Annotated in this window: 22 protein-coding genes and 1 other annotated feature; of the genes, 14 read left to right on the forward strand and 8 right to left on the reverse strand. The window is 58.3% G+C overall.

Features of this window, described 5'->3' with window-relative positions:
• Positions 1-131: 131 nt before the first annotated feature.
• From ACQZ63_RS01520 to ACQZ63_RS01530, 3 genes are all read right to left on the reverse strand, one after another.
• On the reverse strand, positions 132-1,463 hold the full coding sequence (locus ACQZ63_RS01520; RefSeq protein WP_113555877.1) for a L,D-transpeptidase family protein: 1,332 nt from the start codon (positions 1,461-1,463) through the stop codon (positions 132-134).
• A 375-nt stretch (positions 1,464-1,838) separates the two neighbouring features.
• Entirely contained in the window at positions 1,839-2,348 is a 510-nt protein-coding gene (gene ldtR / locus ACQZ63_RS01525) for a transcriptional regulator LdtR (RefSeq protein ID WP_025593036.1), read from the reverse strand.
• Positions 2,349-2,582: 234 nt separating this feature from the next.
• A complete protein-coding gene (locus ACQZ63_RS01530; RefSeq protein ID WP_113555878.1) occupies positions 2,583-3,020 on the reverse strand; it encodes a DUF6163 family protein in 438 nt (145 codons plus the stop codon).
• A 181-nt stretch (positions 3,021-3,201) separates the two neighbouring features.
• Between ACQZ63_RS01530 and hemB the strand changes: the two genes are divergently transcribed.
• From hemB to ACQZ63_RS01555, 5 genes are all read left to right on the forward strand, one after another.
• Positions 3,202-4,215 (forward strand): porphobilinogen synthase, encoded by a 1,014-nt coding sequence (gene hemB / locus ACQZ63_RS01535; protein WP_003512495.1) that lies wholly within the window; start codon positions 3,202-3,204, stop codon positions 4,213-4,215.
• 115 nt (positions 4,216-4,330) lie between these two features.
• Positions 4,331-4,789 carry an RDD family protein gene (locus tag ACQZ63_RS01540; RefSeq protein ID WP_003512493.1) on the forward strand — a complete coding sequence of 153 codons (459 nt, stop codon included), beginning with the start codon at positions 4,331-4,333 and terminating at the stop codon, positions 4,787-4,789.
• A gap of 176 nt (positions 4,790-4,965) precedes the next feature.
• Positions 4,966-5,733, forward strand: coding sequence for an arginyltransferase (locus ACQZ63_RS01545; RefSeq protein ID WP_448799076.1), 768 nt, complete (start codon positions 4,966-4,968; stop codon positions 5,731-5,733).
• A 72-nt stretch (positions 5,734-5,805) separates the two neighbouring features.
• The gene (locus ACQZ63_RS01550; protein ID WP_038490623.1) at positions 5,806-6,027 is read left to right on the forward strand and encodes an AbrB/MazE/SpoVT family DNA-binding domain-containing protein; all 222 of its coding nucleotides are present in this window, start codon (positions 5,806-5,808) and stop codon (positions 6,025-6,027) included.
• Positions 6,024-6,413, forward strand: a complete 390-nt coding sequence (locus tag ACQZ63_RS01555; protein ID WP_065688205.1) for a type II toxin-antitoxin system death-on-curing family toxin — start codon at positions 6,024-6,026, stop codon at positions 6,411-6,413. The genes ACQZ63_RS01550 and ACQZ63_RS01555 overlap by 4 nt, the downstream gene beginning before the upstream one ends.
• Before the next feature lie 64 nt (positions 6,414-6,477).
• On the opposite strand, the gene parC is transcribed toward ACQZ63_RS01555, so the two are convergent.
• Complete coding sequence (parC, locus tag ACQZ63_RS01560) at positions 6,478-8,730, reverse strand: DNA topoisomerase IV subunit A (protein ID WP_013635880.1); 2,253 nt, start codon at positions 8,728-8,730, stop codon at positions 6,478-6,480.
• A gap of 230 nt (positions 8,731-8,960) precedes the next feature.
• Here parC and ACQZ63_RS01565 point away from each other — a divergent pair, with 230 nt between their 5' ends.
• Complete coding sequence (locus tag ACQZ63_RS01565; RefSeq protein ID WP_003512485.1) at positions 8,961-10,151, forward strand: hypothetical protein; 1,191 nt, start codon at positions 8,961-8,963, stop codon at positions 10,149-10,151.
• Positions 10,152-10,194: 43 nt separating this feature from the next.
• On the opposite strand, the gene ACQZ63_RS01570 is transcribed toward ACQZ63_RS01565, so the two are convergent.
• The 3 genes from ACQZ63_RS01570 to aspS form a co-directional block, all read right to left on the reverse strand.
• Entirely contained in the window at positions 10,195-11,676 is a 1,482-nt protein-coding gene (locus tag ACQZ63_RS01570; RefSeq protein WP_113555880.1) for a SulP family inorganic anion transporter, read from the reverse strand.
• A 74-nt stretch (positions 11,677-11,750) separates the two neighbouring features.
• Positions 11,751-11,806, reverse strand: a sequence feature (sul1 is cis-regulatory element that is thought to sense ions involved in sulfur or methionine metabolism; They are found in Alphaproteobacteria).
• Positions 11,807-11,882: 76 nt separating this feature from the next.
• Positions 11,883-13,337, reverse strand: coding sequence for a cell envelope integrity protein CreD (creD, locus tag ACQZ63_RS01575; RefSeq protein ID WP_162763623.1), 1,455 nt, complete (start codon positions 13,335-13,337; stop codon positions 11,883-11,885).
• A 256-nt stretch (positions 13,338-13,593) separates the two neighbouring features.
• Complete coding sequence (gene aspS, locus ACQZ63_RS01580) at positions 13,594-15,381, reverse strand: aspartate--tRNA ligase (RefSeq protein WP_003512477.1); 1,788 nt, start codon at positions 15,379-15,381, stop codon at positions 13,594-13,596.
• A gap of 180 nt (positions 15,382-15,561) precedes the next feature.
• Between aspS and ACQZ63_RS01585 the strand changes: the two genes are divergently transcribed.
• The 8 genes from ACQZ63_RS01585 (at position 15,562) to ACQZ63_RS01620 (ending at position 23,369) form a co-directional block, all read left to right on the forward strand.
• Positions 15,562-16,833 carry an MFS transporter gene (locus tag ACQZ63_RS01585; protein ID WP_003512472.1) on the forward strand — a complete coding sequence of 424 codons (1,272 nt, stop codon included), beginning with the start codon at positions 15,562-15,564 and terminating at the stop codon, positions 16,831-16,833.
• A gap of 82 nt (positions 16,834-16,915) precedes the next feature.
• Positions 16,916-18,076 (forward strand): ribonuclease D, encoded by a 1,161-nt coding sequence (gene rnd / locus ACQZ63_RS01590; protein ID WP_003512471.1) that lies wholly within the window; start codon positions 16,916-16,918, stop codon positions 18,074-18,076.
• A 137-nt stretch (positions 18,077-18,213) separates the two neighbouring features.
• Positions 18,214-18,828: a hypothetical protein gene (locus ACQZ63_RS01595; protein WP_065704759.1), complete on the forward strand. Its 615-nt coding sequence runs from the start codon at positions 18,214-18,216 to the stop codon at positions 18,826-18,828.
• 185 nt (positions 18,829-19,013) lie between these two features.
• A complete protein-coding gene (locus ACQZ63_RS01600) occupies positions 19,014-20,042 on the forward strand; it encodes an adenylate/guanylate cyclase domain-containing protein (protein WP_003512469.1) in 1,029 nt (342 codons plus the stop codon).
• A 149-nt stretch (positions 20,043-20,191) separates the two neighbouring features.
• Positions 20,192-21,547 (forward strand): esterase-like activity of phytase family protein, encoded by a 1,356-nt coding sequence (locus tag ACQZ63_RS01605; protein ID WP_112959025.1) that lies wholly within the window; start codon positions 20,192-20,194, stop codon positions 21,545-21,547.
• A gap of 159 nt (positions 21,548-21,706) precedes the next feature.
• Positions 21,707-22,054 carry a YunG family protein gene (locus tag ACQZ63_RS01610; RefSeq protein WP_003512467.1) on the forward strand — a complete coding sequence of 116 codons (348 nt, stop codon included), beginning with the start codon at positions 21,707-21,709 and terminating at the stop codon, positions 22,052-22,054.
• Positions 22,055-22,230: 176 nt separating this feature from the next.
• Positions 22,231-22,578, forward strand: coding sequence for a hypothetical protein (locus ACQZ63_RS01615; RefSeq protein ID WP_113555881.1), 348 nt, complete (start codon positions 22,231-22,233; stop codon positions 22,576-22,578).
• Positions 22,579-22,736: 158 nt separating this feature from the next.
• Positions 22,737-23,369 carry a DapH/DapD/GlmU-related protein gene (locus ACQZ63_RS01620; protein ID WP_113555882.1) on the forward strand — a complete coding sequence of 211 codons (633 nt, stop codon included), beginning with the start codon at positions 22,737-22,739 and terminating at the stop codon, positions 23,367-23,369.
• 97 nt (positions 23,370-23,466) lie between these two features.
• Here ACQZ63_RS01620 and ACQZ63_RS01625 read toward each other — a convergent pair whose 3' ends face one another.
• A complete protein-coding gene (locus tag ACQZ63_RS01625; protein ID WP_111783167.1) occupies positions 23,467-23,934 on the reverse strand; it encodes a GNAT family N-acetyltransferase in 468 nt (155 codons plus the stop codon).
• Positions 23,935-23,961: the final 27 nt, after the last annotated feature.

The raw sequence follows: 23,961 nt of genomic DNA on the forward strand, positions 1-23,961 counted from the left end.
CCCGTCAAACTGCGACGTTGCGACAAAAAACGGCAGCTGTTTTTTCAAAACCAGCAGCGAAAATGAAAAAAGCCGCACCCGACGGGGTGCGGCCTTTCACTTAAATATAAAAACCTGATGGCAGCGCCGGATCAGTTGCGCGGTAACAGGTCGTCGTCGACAGATCCAGCCGGCTGTTCGATGCCGGTGGTGGTGTTGAGCGCCAGTTCGGCGTTGCCGTCCTTTTCATAGATGTCGTCGCGGAACTGCACCACGCCGTCCTTCGCCGACCATGCGGTGATGTAGACGAAATAGACAGGCACTTCCTGCGCCAGCTTGATCGGTGTGTTGACGCGGGTGGCGATGACGCGTTCCATTTCCTGACGCGACCAGCCGGGCGTGTCGCGCAGCAGCCAGCTTGTGAGGTCGCGCACGTTCTGTACGCGCACGCAGCCGGACGATTCGAACCGCATCAGCTTGTTGAACAGACCCTGCTGCGGCGTGTCGTGCATATATTCGTTGTTCGGATTGTGGAAGTTGATCTTCGTCGAGGACATGGCGTTGATCTTGCCGGGGTCCTGGCGGAACATCAGGTTCGGTGCCTTTGGCGCAAACCAGTCGACCGCCGTCGGCGAAACTTCCTGTCCCTTGCCGTCGATGAGGCGGATGTTGTTCCGCTCCAGATAGGTCGGGTCCTTCTGCATCAGCGGCACGATGTCCTTTTCGACGATCGAGCGCGGCGCTGTCCAGTAAGGGTTGAGGATGACTTCGTAAATCTTGGAATTGATGACGTGCGTCGGGCGGCTGGCGCGACCGACGACGGCGGTGTTGCGCAGGACGACGCGCTCATTCTCAACCGCTTCGATGGCAGCGGCCGGAATGTTCACCATCAGGTGACGCTGGCCGAGATCGCCGGACATGGACTGAATGCGCACGAGGTTGGTCTGCAACTGCGCCAGACGGATCTGGGCCGAAACATTGAGCGCCTTGGTCGTATATTCGCCGCTGACACCATCGGCGGGAAGGCCGTGGCGGGCCTGGAAGCGCTTCAACGCACCATCGACGTAAGAGTCGAAGGCACTGGAAATGCCAGCTTCGCGCGGCAGGTCGCCGGAGACCATCAATCGCTGGCGAAGCGCCTGAACGGAAGGATCGGAAACGCCGATCTGGAGACGCTGCTGGGTGACGGGTACGTCCGGCCAGCCACCATTCTGCACGATCTGCTGATATTGCATGATCGCCTGCTGCATGTAGACAGGCGCTTCCCGTCCGAGAACCGGGTTGTTGGAAACGACGCCAACGGCGGAACGCGACGAATTCGCGTCGAACTGGTCATCCCAGTTGCCACGGCGCGATGAGCCCATGAGATCGTTGAGCGCATTCTGCGCCAGGGCCGGCGCGGCAAGCGCGGCAACACCAACGGAAACAGCCGAGCGCAGAAGCGCACGGCGCGATACGGATTCGGAAACGGATTTTTTTGTCATTCTACCTACCAGCCACTCTCTTCGGCATTCTCAACAATGCCTAAATCAATATGATTAACAAACACGTACAACGTGTCTGCCGGCCGGTAATGCTCAATACCCATGGTCTGGGCGCTATTGTCTGGCAGAACAGTCGGGACTTGCCACGACAGCAGGAGAAACCGCCGGCTCCTTCACCTTTGCGGGTCCCATATCAATATGGCCAATTCGTGTCACGGACCTTTTCTCACGAAGCTGTGTATGCCTGCAAAACAGGGCGAAAACGCACCTGAGAGAACGGGCTTGACACGCACAGGTGAACGGCGCCTCCAACACGAATCCGCAAGCCGGAGGCAAACCGATGCCCCCGGCGCTAACAGTGAAACCGCCGCGGAATTAAAGGCGATAAGCGATCGAGTCGTTCCAGAAGCGATCGAGGCGCTGCAGCAGCTTGTTCATTTCGGAGAACTCGCCGGTGCCGATGCCGCCGACCTTTTCAATCGAGCCGACGTGGCGCTCGTAGAGGTGAGCAACCGTTTCTGCGATTTCCTGGCCTTTTTCAGTCAGGCTGATGCGGACCGAGCGGCGGTCGACACGCGAGCGCTGGTGGTTGATGAGACCGAGGTCTACGAGCTTCTTGACGTTGTAGGAGACGTTCGATCCGAGGTAATAACCACGCGAACGAAGCTCGCCGGCCGTCAGTTCGGAATTGCCGATGTTGAACAGCAGGAGCGCCTGAACGGCGTTGACATCATCGCGACCCTGACGATCGAACTCGTCCTTGATGACATCGAGGAGGCGGCGGTGGAGACGTTCCACCAGGTGCAGCGACTCCATGTAGAGCGAACGGATGGTATCTTCATGTGCGTCGGCAACAACGGCCTGCGGCTTTGCTTTGCTATTGATCATGACTGCCTCACTGTTTTGTTTGGCGGTGTGTTTGTTTGTCTCCCGCCTTGAGTGAGAACCTAATCAATGCGCATAAAATTCTACTTAAAAGCTACGATTAACAAATGCTTACCTGCATTTTCCCAAGTGGGTCAAACTTGTGGCGAAGCGGGACTGGCTTATCACCATGCGTTACAAATCAAAGACTTAGCAATAAAATTCGACCGAAAACCAGGCTGAATTGCTTTATTCTTATGGTAAATCAATTCTTGCGCGCTCTTCATTCTGGCGCTGATCGAGCCAAAAAGCGACCAGGAATAGTATATAAATGGTTGCCACGAGACCGTGCATGACGGGTACAAGCGTGTTGGCGCCGAAGATATATGGCCACACCTTATACATGGCGATCTGGGTGCCGGCACCCAAGACCCACATGACTGCCCCCCAGGAGGCGCCGAGCCAGAGACCGAGCGCCGTGACCGGGAAAATCACCGCAAGCGCACTACCCGCCACCCGCCATGGCAGGTTAAGCATATCGAACCGCCCATGCCCGCCGAGAGAATATCCCGTCAGCATCGCCCAATATTGCAGGCCGAACCAGAAACAGGAAACCGCGACCAGCCTCATGAAGACCAGAAAGAGGATTTCCGTCAGCGGACGTTTCGGCAGAGGTTGAGAATCAGGTTCCATGGCCGGAAGATACGGTTTCGACGGGCGGGCGACCAGCCCCTATTGAATTCGGCGGCTTGCCTTGTCAAAGCACCCTCGCCCACCGGGGAAGTCCAGGGGGAAACATTGTCGCATTCGCACGGCGCTTGCTTCGTGTTATGCAGCTTTCCTGACTTGGGTGGGATACGAAGGACATTCTTACATGCAGGACAAAACGCATCTGGTCGACGCGATCACCGGCCATCGCCGCATGCGCCGCAATCGCAAGGCCGACTGGACTCGCCGTCTGGTTCAGGAAAGCCGCCTGACCGTCGATGATCTCATCTGGCCGGTCTTCATCGTACCGGGCAGCAATATCCTCGATCCCATACCGGCGATGCCCGGCGTAAACCGCATGAGCGTCGACAAGCTGGTCGAAGCGGCGAAGGAAGCCGCCGATCTCGGCATTCCGGCGATTGCGACCTTCCCGAATATCGAGATGGACTTGCGCGACGAGACCGGCTCGAATGCGCTCGAGGCCAACAACCTCATCAATCAGGCGACCATCGCGGTCAAAAAAGCGGTTCCGAATATCGGCATGATCACCGATGTTGCGCTCGATCCCTTCACCAGCCATGGGCATGACGGCATTCTGCGCGGCGACGAAATCGTCAATGACGAGACCGTGGACCAGGTCGTTCGTGCTGCAATCCTTCAGGCCGATGCCGGTTCGGACATTATTTCTCCGTCCGAGATGATGGATGGCCGCATTGGCGCCATCCGCCGCGGCCTGGATGCGGCCGGGCACCAGAACGTCGGCATCATGGCCTATGCCACAAAATTCTCCTCCGGCTATTACGGTCCGTATCGCGAGGCCATTTCGACGGCCGGACTGCTGAAGGGGGACAAGAACAGTTATTACATCAGCCCCGCCAACGGCATGGAGGCAATCCGCGACGCAGCGCTCGACGTGGAAGAAGGTGCTGACATGCTGATGGTCAAACCCGGCTTGCCCTATCTCGACATCTGTTGGCGGCTGAAAGAGAATTTCGGGCTGCCCACATTCGCCTATCAGGTGTCCGGTGAATATACCCAGATCAAGGCAGCGGCCATGCATGGCTGGATCGACGGCGAGCGCGTGATGATGGAAACGCTTCTCTGTTTCAAGCGTGCGGGCTGCGATGGCATTCTGAGCTATTTCGCAGTGGAAGCCGCGCGCAAACTCGCGAAGGGCTGACAGCCGACGCTTATTGTATTCGGTCGTTTTCTTCCCATATTGTTTGCTGACACGGAATGCTGCGTGACGAAAAGCGCGTTTCGAGCTGTCATGTCTTCTCAGGAGAAAACGACCGATGAACCTCGACCAGAACCCTACCTATGTCGCACCGGACGACTGGCGCGCCTATAGCGGCGTACTGAGCCGACGCATCTTCGCTTTCCTGATCGATTACGCGATCGTTCTCCTGCTGTGCATTCCAGCCGCCGTGATCGTCTTCTTTCTCGGCGTGATTACGCTGGGTCTCGGCTTCTTCCTCTATCCGGCCTTGTTCGTCATCGTCGCGGTGCTTTATTTCGGCGTAACGCTCAGCGGCCCGTCGCAGGCCTCACCCGGCATGCGGGCGATGGGCATCGCAATGGCGCGCATGGACGGACGACGAATCGATTTCCTTTTGGCCACCGTGCACATTGCGCTTTTCTGGATCATCAACTCGGTTTTGACGCCGCTTATCCTGCTTGCAGGCCTGTTTACGGAGCGCTCTCGCCTCGTTCACGACTTCCTGCTCGGCACCGTCATGGTCAGAACCTACTGATATAAGGGAAAGCCACGAAAACGTGGCTTGCATATCAGGCAAATAGCGCATGGTGCAGTTGACGTTTTCCGTCATTTTGCCATTCTGTGACATTATGCATGTCGCTTGAAGCGTCGCCGCACCCCGTGAAATCGCGGCGCGCTTTCACAACAGACGCAGGAGGCGATCACGGTTCGATGAACACGCAGGCGACGCCCTCTCCCCAATTCTATCTTACGGCACCGGCCACCTGCCCCTACTTGCCGAACCAGATGGAGCGGAAGGTTTTCACGCATCTGGTCGGCCCGCGTGCGTCGGAAATGAACGACCTTCTGACCCAGGGCGGCTTCAGGCGTTCACAGAACATCGCCTATCGCCCGGCGTGCGAAACCTGTCGAGCTTGCGTTTCCGTGCGCATCCTTGCCGAACAGTTCCAGCCGACGAAATCGATGCGGCGCGTTCTCTCCGTCAACAAGGATGTCGTCGCCACCGTTCATGCCGCTGAGCCATCCACCGAACAGTTCTCACTGTTTCGCCGCTATCTCGACCATCGGCACCAGTCAGGCGGCATGTCCGACATGTCGGCGCTCGACTATGCTATCATGATCGAAGACACGCACGTGAACACCCGCATCATCGAATACCGTGTGCGAGAGCCCGGCTCCGGCATCGATTCCAGCAAACGAGGTGAACTTCTCGCCGTAGCGCTGAGCGATGTGATGAGCGACGGGCTGTCGATGGTCTATTCCTTCTTCAACCCCGATCTAGAAAAGCGCTCGCTCGGCACTTTCATGATCATGGATCACATCACCCGCACGCGCGCGCTCGGCCTGCCGCACGTCTATCTTGGCTACTGGGTCGATGGTTCTGAAAAGATGGGCTACAAGACGCGCTACCACCCGCAGGAGCACCTGACACCTCGTGGGTGGGAGGTTTATGTGCCTGCGGTAGAGACAGCCGAGTAGATCCAATCCAACACCGGCATTGTCTCACCGTGATGACAATGTTATAACTCAGTTATAACAGGAGTTGGCGTCATGAACATCACAATCCGGAAAATCGGTAATTCCGAAGGCATTATCATCCCAAAAGAAGTCCTGGATCGCATGGGTCTCAAGACGGGTGATACCCTTGAACTAAGGGAAGTCTCCGGGAACATCGAACTCGTCCCTGAACAAGCGGATTTGAGCGAGCAGCTTGAAGCTGCCCGGCGCGGCATGAAGAAATATCATGTGGCGCTGAGAGAACTCGCAAAATGAAAAAAATTAAGTGGCTGTCCCGAACTTCCATTGAAATAATACATCGGGAACAACTTGTTGAACATGGCGGCCTGCAAGGTCTAAAAGACGAGAACGCACTTGAGGCAGCTTTGGCACGCCCCCTTCACAAAGCCGCCTACGGTGAGGAAGACGCTCTAAGGCTTGCATCCGCCTATCTTTACGGGATAGCCCGCAACCACCCATTTTCAGATGGAAACAAACGAACCGCGTTTCTAGCGGCCTACACCTTCTTGTTCATCAACGGCCATGAAATCCACGCCGAGCAAGCTGATGTCATCGCTTTTGTTCTCGACGTCGCTGCCGGCAACATTGATGAGGACGGCGTTTATCTTTTTCTACGCGACCACGTCGTCCCACTCGATTAAACGGAAGCGCCGCACGTCTTTCGATATGCGGCGCTTTTTCTGTTTCTATCGATAGAGGACGGATTTACCCGCCAAATTTCCCGCTACGCGGAAAGCCCTTCGGTACGGTGCGGCCAACGGTGGCGCGGTCTGCCAGCCATTCGCGCAATTCCTCACCGACCTTGGTGAAGAGGCGCCCGGCCGTGTCGGACCAACTCAAGCCGTCTGCGAGCGCGAAACATTTCACATCAACCACGCCGCCGTCCTTGTAGCGTTGCAGGCGCACGCCCTTGCCGCGTGACATTTCCGGCACCTGCGACAGCGGGAAGGCAAGCAGCTTGCGGTTTTCGCCAACGACGGCGACATGGTCGCCCGTAACAGGTACGGCGAGCTTGGCTTCGTCAGGCATGGCGACATTCATGATCTGCTTGCCCTTGCGGGTGTTTGCGACCATTTCGCTTTCGGCCACGATGAAGCCGTTGCCGCCAGTCGAGACGAGCAGAAGCTTGCGCGACGGATCGTGAACGAAGGCCGTCAGGATGTCCTGATCGTTCTCCATATCGACCATGATGCGGATCGGCTCGCCATGGCCGCGACCGCCCGGCAGCTTGTCTGCGCCGAGCGTGTAGGCCTTGCCGCCGGTGGTCAGCAGAAGCAACTTGTCGGTCGTCTGCGCCGGGAAGGCGAGCTTCGGGCCATCGCCCTCCTTGAAGGTCAGAGCCGACGTATCGGACATATGCCCCTTCAGCGCCCTGATCCACCCCTTCTGCGAGATGACGATGGTGACCGGTTCCTTCTCGATCATCGCCTGCTGGATGGCCTCGATGTCGGCATCCGGCGCATCCGCAAACTGCGTGCGGCGACGGCCGATCTCGGTTGCCTTGGCATATTTCTTTTTGACCTCGCCGATTTCCCAGGCGACGGTCTGCCATTGCTTTTCATCGGAGGCGAGCAGCCCCTCGATTTCAGCCTTCTCGCTACTGAGTTCGTCGAACTCCTTGCGGATTTCGAATTCCTCAAGCTTGCGCAGATTGCGCAGACGCATGTTGAGGATGGCTTCGGCCTGATTATCGGTGAGCGACCACTTGGCCATCATCACCTGTTTCGGCTCGTCCTCCTCGCGGATGATACGGATCACCTCATCGAGATTGAGATAGGCGACCAGCAGGCCGCCCAGAATCTCGAGCCTGCGATCGATGGCCGCAAGACGATGGCGGGAACGGCGGACCAGCACGTCCTTGCGGTGTGCCAGCCATTCGCTCAGCACCTCGTTCAGCGCCATGACCTTCGGCACCCTGCCAAGCGACAGCACGTTCATGTTGAGCGGCAGGCGGCTTTCAAGGTCGGACAGACGGAACAGCGATTCCATCAGCAGCGTCGCGTCGACGGTGCGGTTTTTCGGAACCAGCACGATACGCACGTCTTCGGCCGATTCGTCGCGGACATCCTCAAGCAGCGGCAGTTTGCGGGCGAGCAGCAGCTCGGCGATCTTTTCGATCAGCCGCGATTTCTGCACCTGGAACGGGATTTCGGTGATGACGATCTGATAGCCGCCACGTCCGAGGTCTTCCGTTTCCCATTTGGCGCGCACGCGGAAACCACCGCGCCCGGTCTTATAGGCTTCGAGAATATTCTCGCGGCTTTCGATGATCACGCCGCCGGTCGGCAGGTCGGGGCCGGGAATGAATTCCACCAGCTTTTCAACCGTCGCATCCGGATGCTTGATGAGATGCAGAGCTGCGTCGCACAGTTCATGGGCGTTGTGCGGCGGGATGGACGTCGCCATGCCGACGGCAATACCGGAGGCACCGTTGGCAAGCAGATTGGGGAACGCGCCAGGGAGGACGACCGGCTCCTCATCTTCCTCATTATAAGTAGCGCGGAAGTCAACCGCGTCCTCGCCGATGCCTTCGAGCAGCAGCGCTGCCACATCGGTCATGCGTGCTTCGGTATAACGATAGGCGGCGGCGCCGTCGCCATCGATATTGCCGAAATTGCCCTGCCCGTCCACGATCGGATAACGCTGCGAGAAATCCTGCGCGAGACGGACCAGCGCATCGTAGACCGACTGGTCGCCATGCGGATGGAACTTACCGATAACGTCACCGACGATACGGGCGCATTTCTTGAAAGCCGAGTTGGGGCGGATGCCCATTTCGCTCATGGCGTGGATGATGCGGCGGTGAACCGGCTTCAGTCCATCGCGCACATCCGGCAGCGCACGATGCATGATCGTGGACAAGGCGTAAGCGAGGTAGCGCTCTTCAAGCGCCGCCTTCAAATCGACCGGATGAATGTTATCGTCTCCGCCTGACGGAGGTACAAGATTTTTTCCCATGGTGCTTGACTAGCGGAAATGCCGATTCCCGGCAAGGAATTCGGGGGTCTCGGCTGTGGACGAAACGACGCCTTTTGTGAGGATTTTTATTAACTGCGTTGCGAATGCCGCAATGCCGCCGTCATACGAATCGATCTAAATCCTGTAGACCTTTGAATAATCGCGAATATAAATGTCACCATTCACATTTAGAACACGGTGCACATCCGCACATTGAGGGAAGAAACACTATGAGACTGAAATCCACCCGGCAGATTCTTTTCGCAAGTGCCGCGCTTCTCGCGCTTTCCGCACCGGCATTCGCACTGGATGGCAACGACGTTCTGAAAAAGATCAACGCCGCCTACGCCGCACAGGGCGGTGAAATCGCCGCCGGATCCGTCGCCGTCAACGGCGACACGGTGACGCTGAACGGCGTGACCTTCAATGCGGCTGCCGATCCGGCCAAAAAAATTCCGGTCGGCAACGTCACCCTTGAAGGCGTCGAGGAAAACAACGGCGGCTACAAGATCAAGAACGCGCGTTTCGACAATGTCGATTACAAGCAGGAAAACGTGGAGATCAAGGCTAACGACATCTACATGTCAGGTCTCACCATCCCTGCAGATGCGACGACGGGCACGATTGATGCGCTGATGTTCTACGACGAGGCGCATAGCGGTCCGATTTCCGTTTCCATCGACGGCAAGCAGGCTTTCTCGCTCGAGGAAAGCAGCGCAACGATGTCCGTCAGCGACGACAAGGCCTCGATCGGCTTCGATCTCGACGCATCCGGCTTCAAAGCCGATCTCAGCGAAGTCAACGATCCGGCCACGAAGGACGCAATTGAAAAGCTCAATCTGCAGGCCCTTTCCGGCAACATGACCATGAGCGGAAGCTGGGAAGTTGCCTCCGGCACCGTAGACGTCGAGGAATATGCCATCGACCTCGACAAGGTCGGCCGTCTCAACATGTCGTTCGGTTTCTCCGGTTACACACTCGCCTTCATCAAATCGATGCAGGAGACGGTGAAGGCGCAGGCTGCAAATCCGAACAAGGAACAGGCGGAACAGGCAGCGGGCCTTGCCATGCTCGGCCTGATGCAGCAGCTTTCCTTCGTTAATGCCGAAATCAGCTTCGAAGATGCCAGCATCACCAAGCGCGCCATCGACTACGCTGCAAGCCAGCAGGGTATGACCAGCGATCAGCTTTCCCAGACCATCAAGGGCATGGCGCCGATCATGATGGCTTCGCTCAACGTCCCGGAATTGCAGAACATGGTGTCGGCTGCGATCAACGCCTATATCGACAATCCGAAGAGCTTCTCCATCTCGGCCGAACCGGAAAAGCCGGTTCCCTTCCCGATGATCATGGGCGCCGCCATGGGTGCACCGAACACCCTGCCGACAATGCTCGGCGTCACGGTGACGGCAAACGAATAGCACAACAAAAAGCCCCGGTTACGCCGGGGCTTTTTACTTCTGGTCAGTGGATTGAGGCTGTCGCTCCATCCTGCTTGTCGTGCAGGGCGAAACGGTCGATCATATGGGCGCTCGCTTCGTTGACGCCGATCACCTCGACCGTCTTGCCGGTCTTGCGGAATTTCAGCACGACCTTGTCCAGCGCACCGACAGCCGAAATGTCCCACAGATGCGCCTGTGTGACGTCGATGGTGATCGTTTCCACGTCTTCGGCAAAATCGAAGGCGGCAATGAAGCTCTCCGTCGAGGCGAAGAAAATCTGCCCATCGACGCGGTAGATGCGGTGCCGACCATCCGCGACAAGCTCTGGACGAACGTGGAAGAGTTTTGAAACCTTCCCCGCGAAAAACACGCCGGAGAGAAGCACGCCTGCGAGCACGCCTTTTGCGAGATCATGGGTCGCCAGCACGGTCCCCACCGTTACCAGCATAACGATGCTGGAAGAGGGTGGATTGCGGCTGAGATCGAGAATCGAACGCCACGAGAAGGTGCCGATCGAAACCATGATCATGACAGCCACAAGAGCGGCCATTGGAATGATGCGGACAAGATCATCCAGCACAAGAATGAGGAACAGCAGGAAGGCGCCCGCCACAAAGGTGGAGAGCCTGCCCCTGCCGCCGGATCTGACGTTGATGACCGACTGGCCGATCATGGCGCAGCCGCCCATCCCGCCGATCAGCGCGGAGGCGATGTTGCCTGTCCCCTGCCCGATGCATTCCCGGCTCTTGTTGCTGCCGGTATCTGTCATGTCGTCAACGATCTGTGCCGTCAGCAGGGATTCCAGGAGACCGACGGCAGCCAGCGCTGCGGAATACGGAAAGATGATCTGCAGCGTTTCGAAAGTCAGCGGCACCTGTGGCAGGGCGAAGACCGGCAGCGTCGAGGGCAACTCGCCGAGATTGCCGACGGTGCGGATATCCATGCCGAAAAACACCGCCACGCAGGTCAAAACGACGATGGCGACCAGCGGCGACGGGATGATTTTCGTGACCAGCGGGAAGAGATAGATGATCGCAAGACCAGCCGCGATCATGACGTAGGTTGCGATAGGCACGCCTATCAGCTCGGGCAATTGCGCCATGAAGATCAGGATCGCCAGTGCATTGACGAAGCCGGTCGTGACTGAGCGAGAGACGAAGCGCATCACCCGCCCGAGCCTTGCAAAGCCCGCAGCGATCTGCAGCACACCCATGAGGATGGTCGCCGCAAAGAGATATTGCAGGCCGTGTTCCTTCACCAGCGTCACCATCAGGACGGCTGTGGCGGCGGTTGCCGCGGAAATCATGCCCGGACGGCCACCGGTGAAGGCGCAGACGCAGGCAATGGCGAAAGAAGCAAACAACCCCACCTTCGGATCGACGCCGGCGATGACGGAAAAGCCGATTGCTTCGGGAATGAGCGCGAGTGCGACGACGATGCCGGAAAGCACATCGCCGCGAATATTGGAAAACCACTCACGTCTGTAAGTCTGAAATCTGTTCATTTGATTTTTTCGCAAAGTATGACGCACCGGCCGGAAACGTGTCCGGTAGATTGAAAAAGAATGTCGGTGCTTTGCGTTGTCTGGCGGATCGGCGGCCAGAAGAGCCACCCGGAATTTCACCGGGTCCGTGGTGAATGCTCCACCTATAGACGGCAAAAAAGCGGGCAGCAAGTTGCATGCCCGCCTTTCGATGCTGGCGATGCGCCTTACGAGGCTTCGCTGCGACCAATATTGGTGTTGTGCTGGGTTGGGCCGGTTCCCGACCAGTCGACCCTGCGGGTTGCGAACATGGTGGCAGCAATGGCGATGAAAGATATCAACGCGCCGGCCAGCAGCGCATATTCATCCTCATTCAGAACCAGATACATGACCCCATAAGCCACCGCCAGAACCGTGAACAGGGCTACCCCGTTCTTGCGGCTACGGGTTGCGCTTCCGAGATAGGAGGAGATCAGGAGCGCTGTCAGAAGCGACGCCGCAGCATAGGCGATGGTGAAGCCCGTATGTTCCGCAAGTGCGAGCAGCAGCACGTAGAAAACGATCAGCGCCAGCCCCGTCAGCACGTACTGAATCCAGTGCACGCTGCTGCCGCCCCTCAGTTCGACGATGAAGACGGCCAGGAACACCAGAGAGATGAAACCTATCGAATATTTGAGTGTCCGGGCGATGATCTGGTAGAATTTCACGGGCTCGACGAGGTTGATCCTCATCAGGCTGTCGGTCAGCGGCAGGCGCGAACTCTCGACCACGCGGTCTATGCCCCTTGCGAGATAGGGGATTGTCCAGTTGGCCGTGAAATCCGAGGCTGTGACGGTCTTTTCCTCCGGCAGGAACAGGCCTTCAAAGCCGGGATGCGGCCAGTTGGCCTTGGCCGCCAAACTGGTGGTCTGGCCGGCGGGCGCGACGGCAAAGCTGCCGGAACCATTCAGGGAGAAGGCTATATCGAAATCGAAGCCTTTCTCGACAAGGCCTCTTTCGATCGATCTGTGCACGCCGGCATCGGACCTGATGGACATGTCCTGCGCACCCGTGCGGGGCGCTATGACAGAGATATCACGCATGCCGGGATCGAACGGCAATACGGAACCGCCATCGATCCTGACACCGGCGCTCGAGCGAATGCCGGTCATATCCTGCATGCTGAGAACGAGAATGGCGCTGTCGAGGCGGGGCGTGCCGGAGAAGCGGGCGAGATCCTGAAGGATGCCGGCACCGAACCGGCCTTTGAGGACAAGGTCGCCATTATAGACCGGCAGGCTGTAGATCGACAGCCGCTTCTCCTCGGTCTTCAGATCGGCCGTGACATCAAGCGTTTCCGGCATGACCAGCGCCCATTCGGTCGTGCGATCGACGATGCTCTGGCCATTCACCTCGCGGCGTCTTTCCACGTCGAAAGGCACGGCGAGATAAGGGCCGTTCACCACCTGATCGCCACCCCAGCCGCTGGCGATACGGCCCGAAACATCCTCGGCCCGCGAGGCGCGCTCTTCCGTCAGCGCCCAGACGAGAAGCAGCGGTACGAGCAGAACCATCGATATGAAACCGATCATCAGAAACTTGGCGCCCGGTGAGCGCAGGCTGACGGCGAAGCCGTTGCGAGGCGGGGCTGGCGGCATCTGCCCACCGGCCGGGGCGAGGTCTTTCTCCGATTCATGTGCCATTCTGAAATCCTTATAAATATGATCGCGCCGCAACCCCAAGCGAAGTTCGGCCGGCGCTGTCCCAAGTTTAAAATCCCTGATAGTCTTTGCGTCCCCAGAATGAGCGCAAAACTATACTGGGATCGGATTCCGGCTGATTACGTTCGGAATTCCGTTAAACTCGCGGTAAAATTGTGACTTTGCCACGTTCGTTGCAGAAACAGAAAGGGCCGGCGTCGCCGCCAGCCCTTTTGTTCAAAACCCGTGGCGGTTGAGATCAGTCCTTCTTGGACGGAACCACGCGCAGCGCCAGCTCGCGAAGCTGGGTCGGCGTTGCCGGGGACGGCGCGTTCATCAGCAGGTCCTGTGCCTGCTGGTTCATCGGGAACAGCGTGATTTCGCGCAGGTTCTTCGCACCAACCAGAAGCATGACCACGCGGTCGATACCGAAGGCGCAACCGCCATGCGGAGGCGCACCGTACTGGAAGGCGCGGTAGAGACCGCCGAAGCGCTCCTCCACGTCGCTCTGCGACAGGCCGACCTTTTCGAATGCCTTGACCATCAGCTCGGGCGACTGGTTACGGATAGAGCCGGAGGCGATTTCGAAGCCGTTGCAGACCGCGTCATACTGGAAAGCCTTGATGGAGAGCGGATCCTGTCCTTCCAGCGCTTCCATGCCACCCTGCGGCATGGAGAATGGGTTGTGGGCGAAATCGATCTTCTTTTCTTCGTCGTTGTATTCGAAGAAGGGGAAATCGACGATCCAGCACATTTCGAAACGGTCGCGGTCAATCAGGTTCAGCTCGTCGGCGGCACGGGTGCGCGCCTCGCCGGCAAACTTGTAGAACTTGGCGGGATCGCCCGCGACGAAGAAGCAGGCGTCGCCCGCCTCAAGGCCAAGCTGCTGGCGCAGCGCCTCGGTGCGTTCCTCGCCGATGTTCTTGGCAAGCGGACCGGAGCCGGCAACCTTGCCTTCTTCTTCCTTCCAGAAGATGTAGCCGAGGCCCGGCTGGCCCTGGCTCTGCGCCCAGGCGTTCATGCGATCGCAGAATGCACGCGAACCACCGGTCTTGGCCGGGATAGCCCAAACCTGCACCTTGGGGTTGGAGGCGATCATGTTGGCGAAAACCTTGAAGCCCGAGCCATCAAAATGTTCGGTCACGGCTTCCATGACAATCGGGTTGCGCAGGTCCGGCTTGTCGGAGCCGTATTTACGGATCGATTCGTCATAGGGAATGCGCGGCCATTCTTTCGTCACCGGCTTGCCTTCGGCAAACTGTTCGAAAACGGCCGTCATCATCGGCTCCATCGTGGTCCAGACGTCTTCCTGGGTCACGAAGCTCATTTCGACGTCGAGCTGGTAGAATTCGCCCGGCAGACGGTCTGCACGCGGGTCTTCATCGCGGAAGCATGGAGCGATCTGGAAGTAGCGGTCGAAACCGGCCACCATCAGAAGCTGTTTGTACTGCTGCGGGGCCTGCGGCAGCGCGAAGAACTGGCCTTCGTGGATGCGCGAGGGAACGAGGAAGTCGCGCGCGCCTTCCGGCGAGGATGCGGTGAGGATCGGCGTCGTATATTCGGCAAAGCCCAGATCGCCCATACCCTTGCGCATGGAGGAGATGATCTGCGTGCGCTTGACGATGTTCTTGTGCAGGGTTTCGCGGCGCAGGTCGAGGAAGCGATACTTCAGGCGAACATCTTCGGGATATTCAGGCTCACCGAAGACGGGCAGCGGCAGTTCCTTGGCAACGCCCAGAACCTCGATCTCCTGCGCATAAAGCTCGATCTCGCCAGTGGCCATGCCCTTGTTGATGGTGTCTTCGGACCGCGCCTTGACGAGACCGTCAATGCGGATCACCCATTCACCGCGCACCGTCTCGGCAACCTTGAAGGCCGGGCTATCGGGGTCGGCCACGACCTGGGTAATGCCGTAGTGGTCGCGAAGGTCGATAAAGAGAACGCCGCCATGATCTCGCACGCGATGAACCCAACCGGAAAGGCGAACGGTTTCGCCGACGTCGGACTTGCGGAGAGCGGCACAGGTGTGGCTGCGGTAACGATGCATTTTAATATCCTGGAGCGTGTCGTGGGCCAGATGGGCGGCACTGTCGAAATTTGCCGGAAAAGCGCATGACCAGCCCGATTTGTCAAGGCAAAGGACAACAATGTCGCGTTCAGCCTGTCCTTTCGCGCACCTTCGCTTTAGATAGTGCTTATTCAGCCCGCCAAACCGAGTCGGCCCGCAATGAGCCAGATCAGACCTCTTATCCCGCTTCTCGTCACCGCCGGCATTCTGATTGGCGGCAACGGTCTGCAGGGAACCTATATCGCGCTGCGGGGCCTGTCCGAAGGGTTTTCGGCCAGCACCATCGGCCTCATCAGCGCCGCCTACAGCATCGGATTCGCGCTCGGCTGCATTTCGGTGACGCGCCTTCTGCGCAAGATTGGCCATATCCGCACCTTCGCCACCATGGCGGCGGTCGCATCGGCCGCCTCGATCGCTATGCCGCTTGTCCTTCATCCCTTGTTCTGGATGTTGATGCGCTTCGTCATCGGCATTGCGGTCGCCTGTCTTTTCGCCGCGATCGAAAGCTGGATCAATGCGCAGGTGACGAATTCCAACCGTGCGCGCACGCTGTCCATCTATCGTTTCGTCGATCTCGGTTCCGTGACGCTCGCCCAATATATCATTCCCGTCGCCGGCATTGACGGGCCTGTGGTGTTTTCGCTGATCGCCATGGCGCTCACGCTGTCGCTGGTGCCGATCTCGATTGCCGACAAATCCAACCCCGCGCCGCCGAAACAGATCCCGTTCAATCTTTTCGCGGTGTGGCGCATCTCACCGCTTGCCGTCGTCGGCTGCGTCGCTGTCGGCCTCAGCATGGCGGCTTTTCGCAACATCGGGCCAATCTATGCCGAACAGATCGGCCTTTCCGTCACCGCCATCGCCACCTTCATGAGTGCGGGCATCATCGGCGGCGTGGTCTTGCAATATCCGCTCGGCGTCTATTCAGACCGTTACGACCGCCGCATCATCATTCTCGCCACCACGGCGTGCTCCGTGATTGTCGGTCTGTTTCTCGCCCTGTTCGCCGGCTCGGACGAATGGAGCAACATCATCGGCGTCTTCGTGTTCGGCGCCTTTGCCCTGCCGCTCTATTCACTGAGTTCCGCCCATGGAAATGACCATGCCAAAGAGGGCGAACATGCGATGGTGTCTGCCGGGCTGCTGTTCTTCTGGTCGGTGGGTGCAACCGTCGGCCCGCTGCTCGCCTCCGTCCTGATCGACCAGTTCGGTCCGAAAGCGCTGTTCAGCTACACGGCCGCGATCCAGATCGTTTTTATCGCCTACACCATATACCGGCTGCGGGTGCGCGAGGGAGTACCCGTTGAGGAGCGGAACTGGCGGTTCCGCCCGCTTTTGCGCACCTCGGCCTATTTTCAGAAGCTGGCCGCCCCTGCACCACCCAAAAACGACGGGCCGACGCCAAAACCACCTGAGAAAAACGATCCTTGAGCCTTCAAAAGCGGGCTTTGTATTGACATGCGCCCGGCAAAGGGAAAGTAAGACGGATAATTTTCACGAGTGGCCATTTGCAATGATTGAAACGACTGCCGCCCTCGCCGAAGCCTGCACGGAACTGGCGAAATCGGAATTCATTACCATCGACACCGAGTTTCTGCGTGAGACGACCTTCTGGCCCGAGCTTTGTCTCGTACAGATGGCGAGCCCTACCCTTGAGGTACTGGTCGACCCGCTCGCCAAGGGTCTCGACCTTACGCCGCTGTTCGAACTCATGGCCAATCCCGATGTTGTGAAGGTTTTCCATGCGGCGCGTCAGGATATCGAAATCATCTATCATCTTGGCGGGCTTATTCCGCACCCGATCTTCGATACGCAGGTCGCGGCCATGGTGTGCGGTTTCGGCGATTCGATCTCTTACGACCAGCTGGTCCAGAGGATCAAGAATGTGCAGATCGACAAATCCTCACGTTTCACGGACTGGAGCCGCCGCCCGCTGACGGAAAAGCAGCTGGATTATGCGCTGGCCGACGTCACCCATCTGCGCGATGTCTATCTGGCGCTCAAGGCGCAGCTGGAGCGTGAAGGCCGCTCGCTTTGGCTGACCGAAGAGATGGACATTCTGGAATCGCGCGAAACCTATGACATGCATCCCGACGATGCCTGGCTGCGGTTGAAATCGCGCCTGCGCAAGCCGACTGAACTCGCCATCCTCAAATTTGTCGCCGCATGGCGTGAACGTGAGGCGCGGTCGCGCAACGTGCCGCGCTCACGCGTGCTGAAAGACGATGCGATCTTCGAAATTGCACAGCAGCAGCCGAAGGACACCGAGGCGCTGTCGCGGCTTCGCACCATCCCGAAGGGCTGGGAGCGCTCCTCCTCCGGCACGGCCATCATCGAGACCGTGAATGCGGCGCTGGCACTTCCGAAAGAGGAAATGCCGAAGGCGCCGCGTCACAGCCACGCACCGGAAGGCTCCGGCGCTGCCGTGGAGCTGTTGAAAGTTCTCCTGAAGCTGACGGCAGACAAGCACGGCGTCGCAGCAAAGGTCATCGCCAACAGCGAAGATCTGGACAAGATCGCTTCCGAGGGCGAGGCTGCCACCGTGGCAGCGCTGACCGGCTGGCGGCGCGAACTGTTTGGCGATGTGGCGCTGAAGCTCATCAATGGCGAAGTGGCATTGCGTTTCGCCGGCAAGAAGGTCGAGGCGGTTGATGTGGCGGTGAGCGAGGCCTGATCGCCCGCGCCTCTCGCAGTTTTGCGCATTGTCCGGACGCAAAAGCGTCTCTGCTTTTACTGGACCTGCGCCAACCCAAATTTTGCCCGCATCGCGGTCCATCTCTTTGCAGATGGTCTCGCTTTGAGGGTATTTCCATGAAACCTGCCCGTGCTCTGCTGTTGGCCGCATCGATCGCGGCCGCAGGCATTTTCCCTACTCTTTCATCCACGTCAGCGCGCGCCGATGACGGCAAGGTCGATCTTCAGGGCGAATGGACGACCGATTGCCTTAAGATCGGCAAGAACGACCGTCACGGCATCGTCACGCGCATCACCATACGCGGTGGCCGCATGCATGCTGTCTCACAAATTTACGCCCGCAGCAGCTGCCAGCAGCCCACGGTGCAGGTGCGTTACGAAGGCACGCTGGATGGTGGCCTGAAGGACAACGACAGCATGCTCTTTGCCCATACCGTCACCTCAATCGCCATGACGCCCAACGACCCCGCGGTTGTCGAGCATTATAATGGTGACCCGAAGGGTATCGGCTGCGGGTTGACTGGCTGGAAAGAGAATATTCCCTTCGATGTCGATGGCCGGACCTGCGCGGCCATCACCTTTGCCAGCAAGGGAGAAACCCTGTTCGACCGGGCATGGATAGACGGCAACCGGCTGCGTTTTGCCGCCTTCCCCGTCACATGGTCGAACCGCTCACCGGACGACCGTCCGCAATCCCCGCTTGAAACGGTCTATTACAGAACATCCTATTAAGTAGTAGAGCCGGGTTCACATCCCTTTTGCGGCAACGGGGCAACAGCCTTTCCAATCCTTCATGTGACCTTACCGAATGGTCACTTTTTGCAGCGCATTTTCCACATTAATGTCGCATATGACCTGAACAGAAGCTTCGCCTGACGGGGGCACGACGCTTCCCTTCCCCGAGATCAAGAACCGACATGAGAAAATTGCTGCCCATTCTGGATTACGTGGTGCTCTTCGTTGCCGTGGCCGGCAGCGGCGTGGCCTACGCGTTTCTGGAATATGGCGGCGGCGCGCTCATTGGCGCCACCTATGCGCTGTTCGCCTGTGCGCCAATCCTCGCCTTCGAGCGTGGTTACGTGCTGCCCGGTCTGTCGCGGCAGGTTAGCGCATTGCCGACACCGGCCTATATTGCCGTCGGCCTCATCATCTACGCCGTCCTCGTCTTCTGTGGCTTCGGGCTTGGCGGTACCATTCTGTGGGTTAGCGGCATATTTCCCGGCACCTGGAAACGGGCGGTGCATGCCGAGGTGCAGACACTGATCTTCACCCTCATCGTCTGCGGCATCATCGTTTTCATCATGCGCGTGCGCGAACTGCTGGGCCGTGACATCTTCATCGATCTCATACTTGGGCGCTATCGCCGTCCAGTCAGCGAAGACCGCGTTTTCATCTTCATCGACCTCGTCGGCTCCACTTCGTTTGCCGAAACCCATGGCGACCTGAAGGCGCAGGAGTTTCTGGGCGAAATCTTCGCGAGCTACGCAGCCCCCGTCAGAAGACATGGCGGCGTCATTGACGACTACATCGGCGACGCGGCCATCATCACCTGGCCCTATCACATGGCGATAAGGCGGGCAGCCTGCGTGCGCTGTGTTTTCGATATCCAGGCGACCATCGAGGACAAGCGCGACATGTGGCTCGCCCGTTTCGGTGAAGTGCCGCGCCTTCGCTTTGCGATTCATGGCGGGCCGGTCATAACAGCCGAAATCGGCGTCGATCACCACAAGATCACCTATTTTGGCGACACGGTGAACACCACTTCGCGGCTCGAATCACTGAGCAAGATGCTCGGCCATCCCGTGCTGATTTCTGCCGATCTCGCCCATCAGCTGGTGCTACCCAAAGGTGTTCGCAGCGAATATCTCGGCGAACATGCTGTCAAGGGACGCGGGCAGACGCTCGGCGTGTGTACGCTCAGCCAATATCAGGCCCCAGCCGCCTGAAAAAACCCCTGAAAACAAACGGGTAGCTTCGTTTCCGAGGCCGCCCGTCATCAAAATTCATCAAAGCTTCAAACTGCAATCACCTGCCTGTCATGTGGCACCCCTATCGCCTCAGTCCTGTCTTCAACAGGCATTGAGGGGTCTCCACCATGAAGCATATTCTTTTCGCACCTTTCGCCGTTCTTGCGCTCGCAACCGCATCCCATGCAGAGCAGGAGTTTCCGGCAAAGCTGGTCTCGCACGCCATTCTGCCCGCCAACACCATCATCGCAGCACCTGCCGACGCGCCGGAATACCTCAAGACATCCGCCAAGTTCACGACGGCCGACCGCAAGCGCGCCGAGGGTCTCGGCACCGTGCCCGGCAAGGATGGCGTTCGCCCGACCGGCCTCTCCATGCCGTTCAACGGCCAGGCCATGCAGGGCTTTTCCGGCATCAAGGCCATGGCGGACGGCAGCTTCTGGAGCCTTTCCGACAATGGTTTCGGCTCGAAGCTCAACTCCAGCGACGCCATGCTGATGCTCCACCACATCAAATTCGACTGGGATGCCGGCAAGGTTAACGCGCTGGAGACGGTGTTCCTTTCCGACCCGGACAAGAAAGCTCCCTTCCCCATCGTCATGGAAGGTTCGACCAAACGTTACCTGACGGGCGCCGACTTCGACGTCGAATCCATTCAGCCCGTTGCCGACGGCTTCTGGGTGGGCGAAGAGTTCGGTCCCTACATCCTGAAATTCACCCGCGACGGCAAGCTGACCGACGTCATCGCCACCAAGGCCGGCGATATCGAGGTGAAGTCCCCGGATCATCCGACCCTGGCACTGCCCGGCAACCCCACGCAGAAATTGCCCGCTTTCAACCTGAAACGATCAGGTGGTTATGAAGGCATGGCGCTCTCCAAGGACGGCTCGAAGCTTTACGGCCTTCTCGAAGGCCCGCTCTACACCGCCGAAGGTCAGGTCGAAAAGACCGAAGACGGCTCAACCGCCCTTCGCATCATCGAGCTCGATACCGCCAAGAAGGAATGGACAGGCCGCACCTGGCTCTACCCACTGGCGCAAGGTGGCGAAGCCATCGGCGATTTCAACATGCTGGACGAGAGCACCGCGCTGGTCATCGAGCGTGACAATGGCGCCGGCACCGCCGACAAGGCCTGCGCCGACCCGAAAAAGCCGGACGTAAACTGCTTTGCCGTACCTTCCAAGGTCAAGCGCATCTACAAGATCGAATTCAACGACGCCAATGCCGGCAAGGCGGCGCGCAAGATCGGCTATATCGATCTGCTGAAGATCTCCGATCCTGATAACAGGAAGCGTCAGGGCGGCGGCAACGGTTTCTACGACATGCCGTTCGTGACCATCGAGAATGTCGACCGTGTCGACGCCACCCATATCATCGTCGGCAACGACAACAACCTGCCCTTCTCGGCCGGTCGTGCGCTGGACAAGGCTGACGACAACGAGTTCGTCCTGCTGGAAGTCAAGGACCTTCTCGACGCGAAGTGAGGAAAAGGGTGCCGGAATTCGTTCCGGCACCGTCAGCGCATCGGCGCAATCTCAACTGAACGGAGCGTTCCTGCGGCCTGAAAAAGGAAGCGAGGCGCTCCGTTACTGTACCGACCCAACCTGACCCGGAACCCGGTTCCGAAACAGGAAAGACCCGTCATGCAGGACAATGCCGAACGACTGTATTACGCCCTGAGGAAAAGCTGGTCGCTCGAAACCAGCAGCCTGTGGTCGAGAGAAAACCCAGCCAGGGGGCAAGGCGGCGTTACAGCTCTTGTGGTGCAGGATATTTTCGGTGGCGACCTCGCCAAAACCGTCGTTAGCGGCGCCGACCATTTCTACAATATCGTCAACGGCACCCGCTGGGATTTCACCTTCACCCAGTTCGATATTCCGGTCGGTTACGAGGACAGGCCCGCCACCCGCACGGAGGCGATGGCAAGGGCCACGCCCCTGCAATATGCCTATCTCAGCGCCTGTATCAGGAAGGCGCTGGGGCACGGTTGAATAATAACGGCTTGTAGCGAGGCGACCGGTTTGTCTCGTCGACAAACCGATTTCGGTCTGTCGTGTTTTTCGTTTGCGGTTTAAAATCCACAACTTCAGCTTCTCCTCTCAAAGCAGACACAATCCATGGCATAGTACCGCAGGTAAACGAGGTGTGCCGAGAGGAGAGTTGTGCGATGAGTGAGAGCTGCCCGGTCCTGACGCCCGCCGAACGGCAGGTTCAGGATATATTGCAACGGACAGAATCGGCGATGGTGTCCACTATTTTCGCAGCGCTTGAGCGTGCAAGCAAACAGGCTGCTGACGAACTCCAGTCAATCGGGTCTGAAATACAGCCACCGCCTCGTGACTATTTTGCCGCTGTCGCACACCAGCAGCTTTTCCTGCTGCTATGCGGAGCCGACCTGGAAACATTCGAGGGCGGAGATCCCGAAGTCGCGCGTCACATCATTCAGAATGCCCAAAACATATCCGACCATTACTGGCAGAAGAAAAATGCCGCAGCGGATGTTTCGGGCAACTGACAGACTCTGCGTGAAGGCAAGATTTCGCTCCACGCGATGCAACACGCACAATCTGCATTTTTAGAGGGAATGACCGGCCCGACCGGCTCCCTCGGCCTTTCCCACGTCACATGTCCTTCATCATCCCCGGTTAAGCAGGCCAAAATCCGGAGACTGGAATGGACTCGACCGCACAACTCAATCGCCCCAAGCTCGCAGAGACCATTATCCATTCGACGGCAAGCATAAGAGATTCAAGCCTCGGCGAATGCTGCGAAATTCTGGCGGATACCTCCCTGCACAATGTCGAACTCGGGAACTACTCCTATCTTGGACGCCGCTGCATGGTCGGTGATGCGACAATCGGAAAGTTCTGCGCCATCGCCGCAGAGGTCAGGATAGGCGCCCCGAACCATCCGATGGACCGACCGTCCATGCATCGTTTCAGCTATTGCCCGGAATATTACTCTGCGGATGCTGTGCGCGACGACACCTTCTTCGATCAGCGCAAGGCGGATCGTGCCATCATCGGTCACGACGTCTGGATCGGCCACGGGGTCATTGTCTTGCCAGGTGTAAAGGTTGGAGACGGTGCAGTGCTCGCGGCCGGCGCGGTCGTCACCAAAGACGTGCCGCCCTATACAATCGTCGGAGGCGTCCCCGCGAAGATCATTCGCGAGCGATTTTCGCGAACCGTCGCGGAGAAGCTGGCCTCTATCGCTTGGTGGAACTGGCCATTCGAGACGATCATGGCACGGCTTGCCGACTTTCAGTCGAGCGATATCGAAGCCTTTTGCGAGCGTTGGTCCTGACACAATTCGTGCCCCAACGGCGAAAACGTCTGTTTGTTATTCGAAGAAAAATGCCAGCCGGCCGTCAGCCTCGCCACGGTGAGACAGAGTTGCAAAATCATGCAACCGACTTTTTCATATCGATGAGGATTTCACCTTCTCTTGACGGATGCGGGCGACGCCCGCACTCCTCAAAGCCGCAATCGCTGTAAAGCGCTATGTTCTTCGTCATCCGCATATTCGTGTAAAGGCGCAATTCGCCAATCCCACATTCCAAAGCGTGTAGCTCCGCGAAACGGAGAAGTGATTTCCCGATGCCTCTTCCCTGAAAGATGGGACTAACGGCTATGCTGTAAATCATGAGATATCGGTGATGGCTTTCGAGAACCACCAATCCAGACGTTTCGCCATCGGTTACGCTAAACCACACTTGTTCCGCAGAAATGCGCGGCAGGTAATCTTCAAAAGCGGGTTCGGGCGCAGCGCCCACGATTTGTAGATATGCTGGAATATAGGCCGCAGCACTGATCTCTTTCACGATCAGCGCTTCGTGCGGCAACGCCAGTCTAAATCGTGTCTCGGTCAACTGATCCCCTTAAGCCAGCTCCCATGT

The sequence above is a fragment of the Agrobacterium sp. CG160-95 genome, from assembly GCF_053521725.1.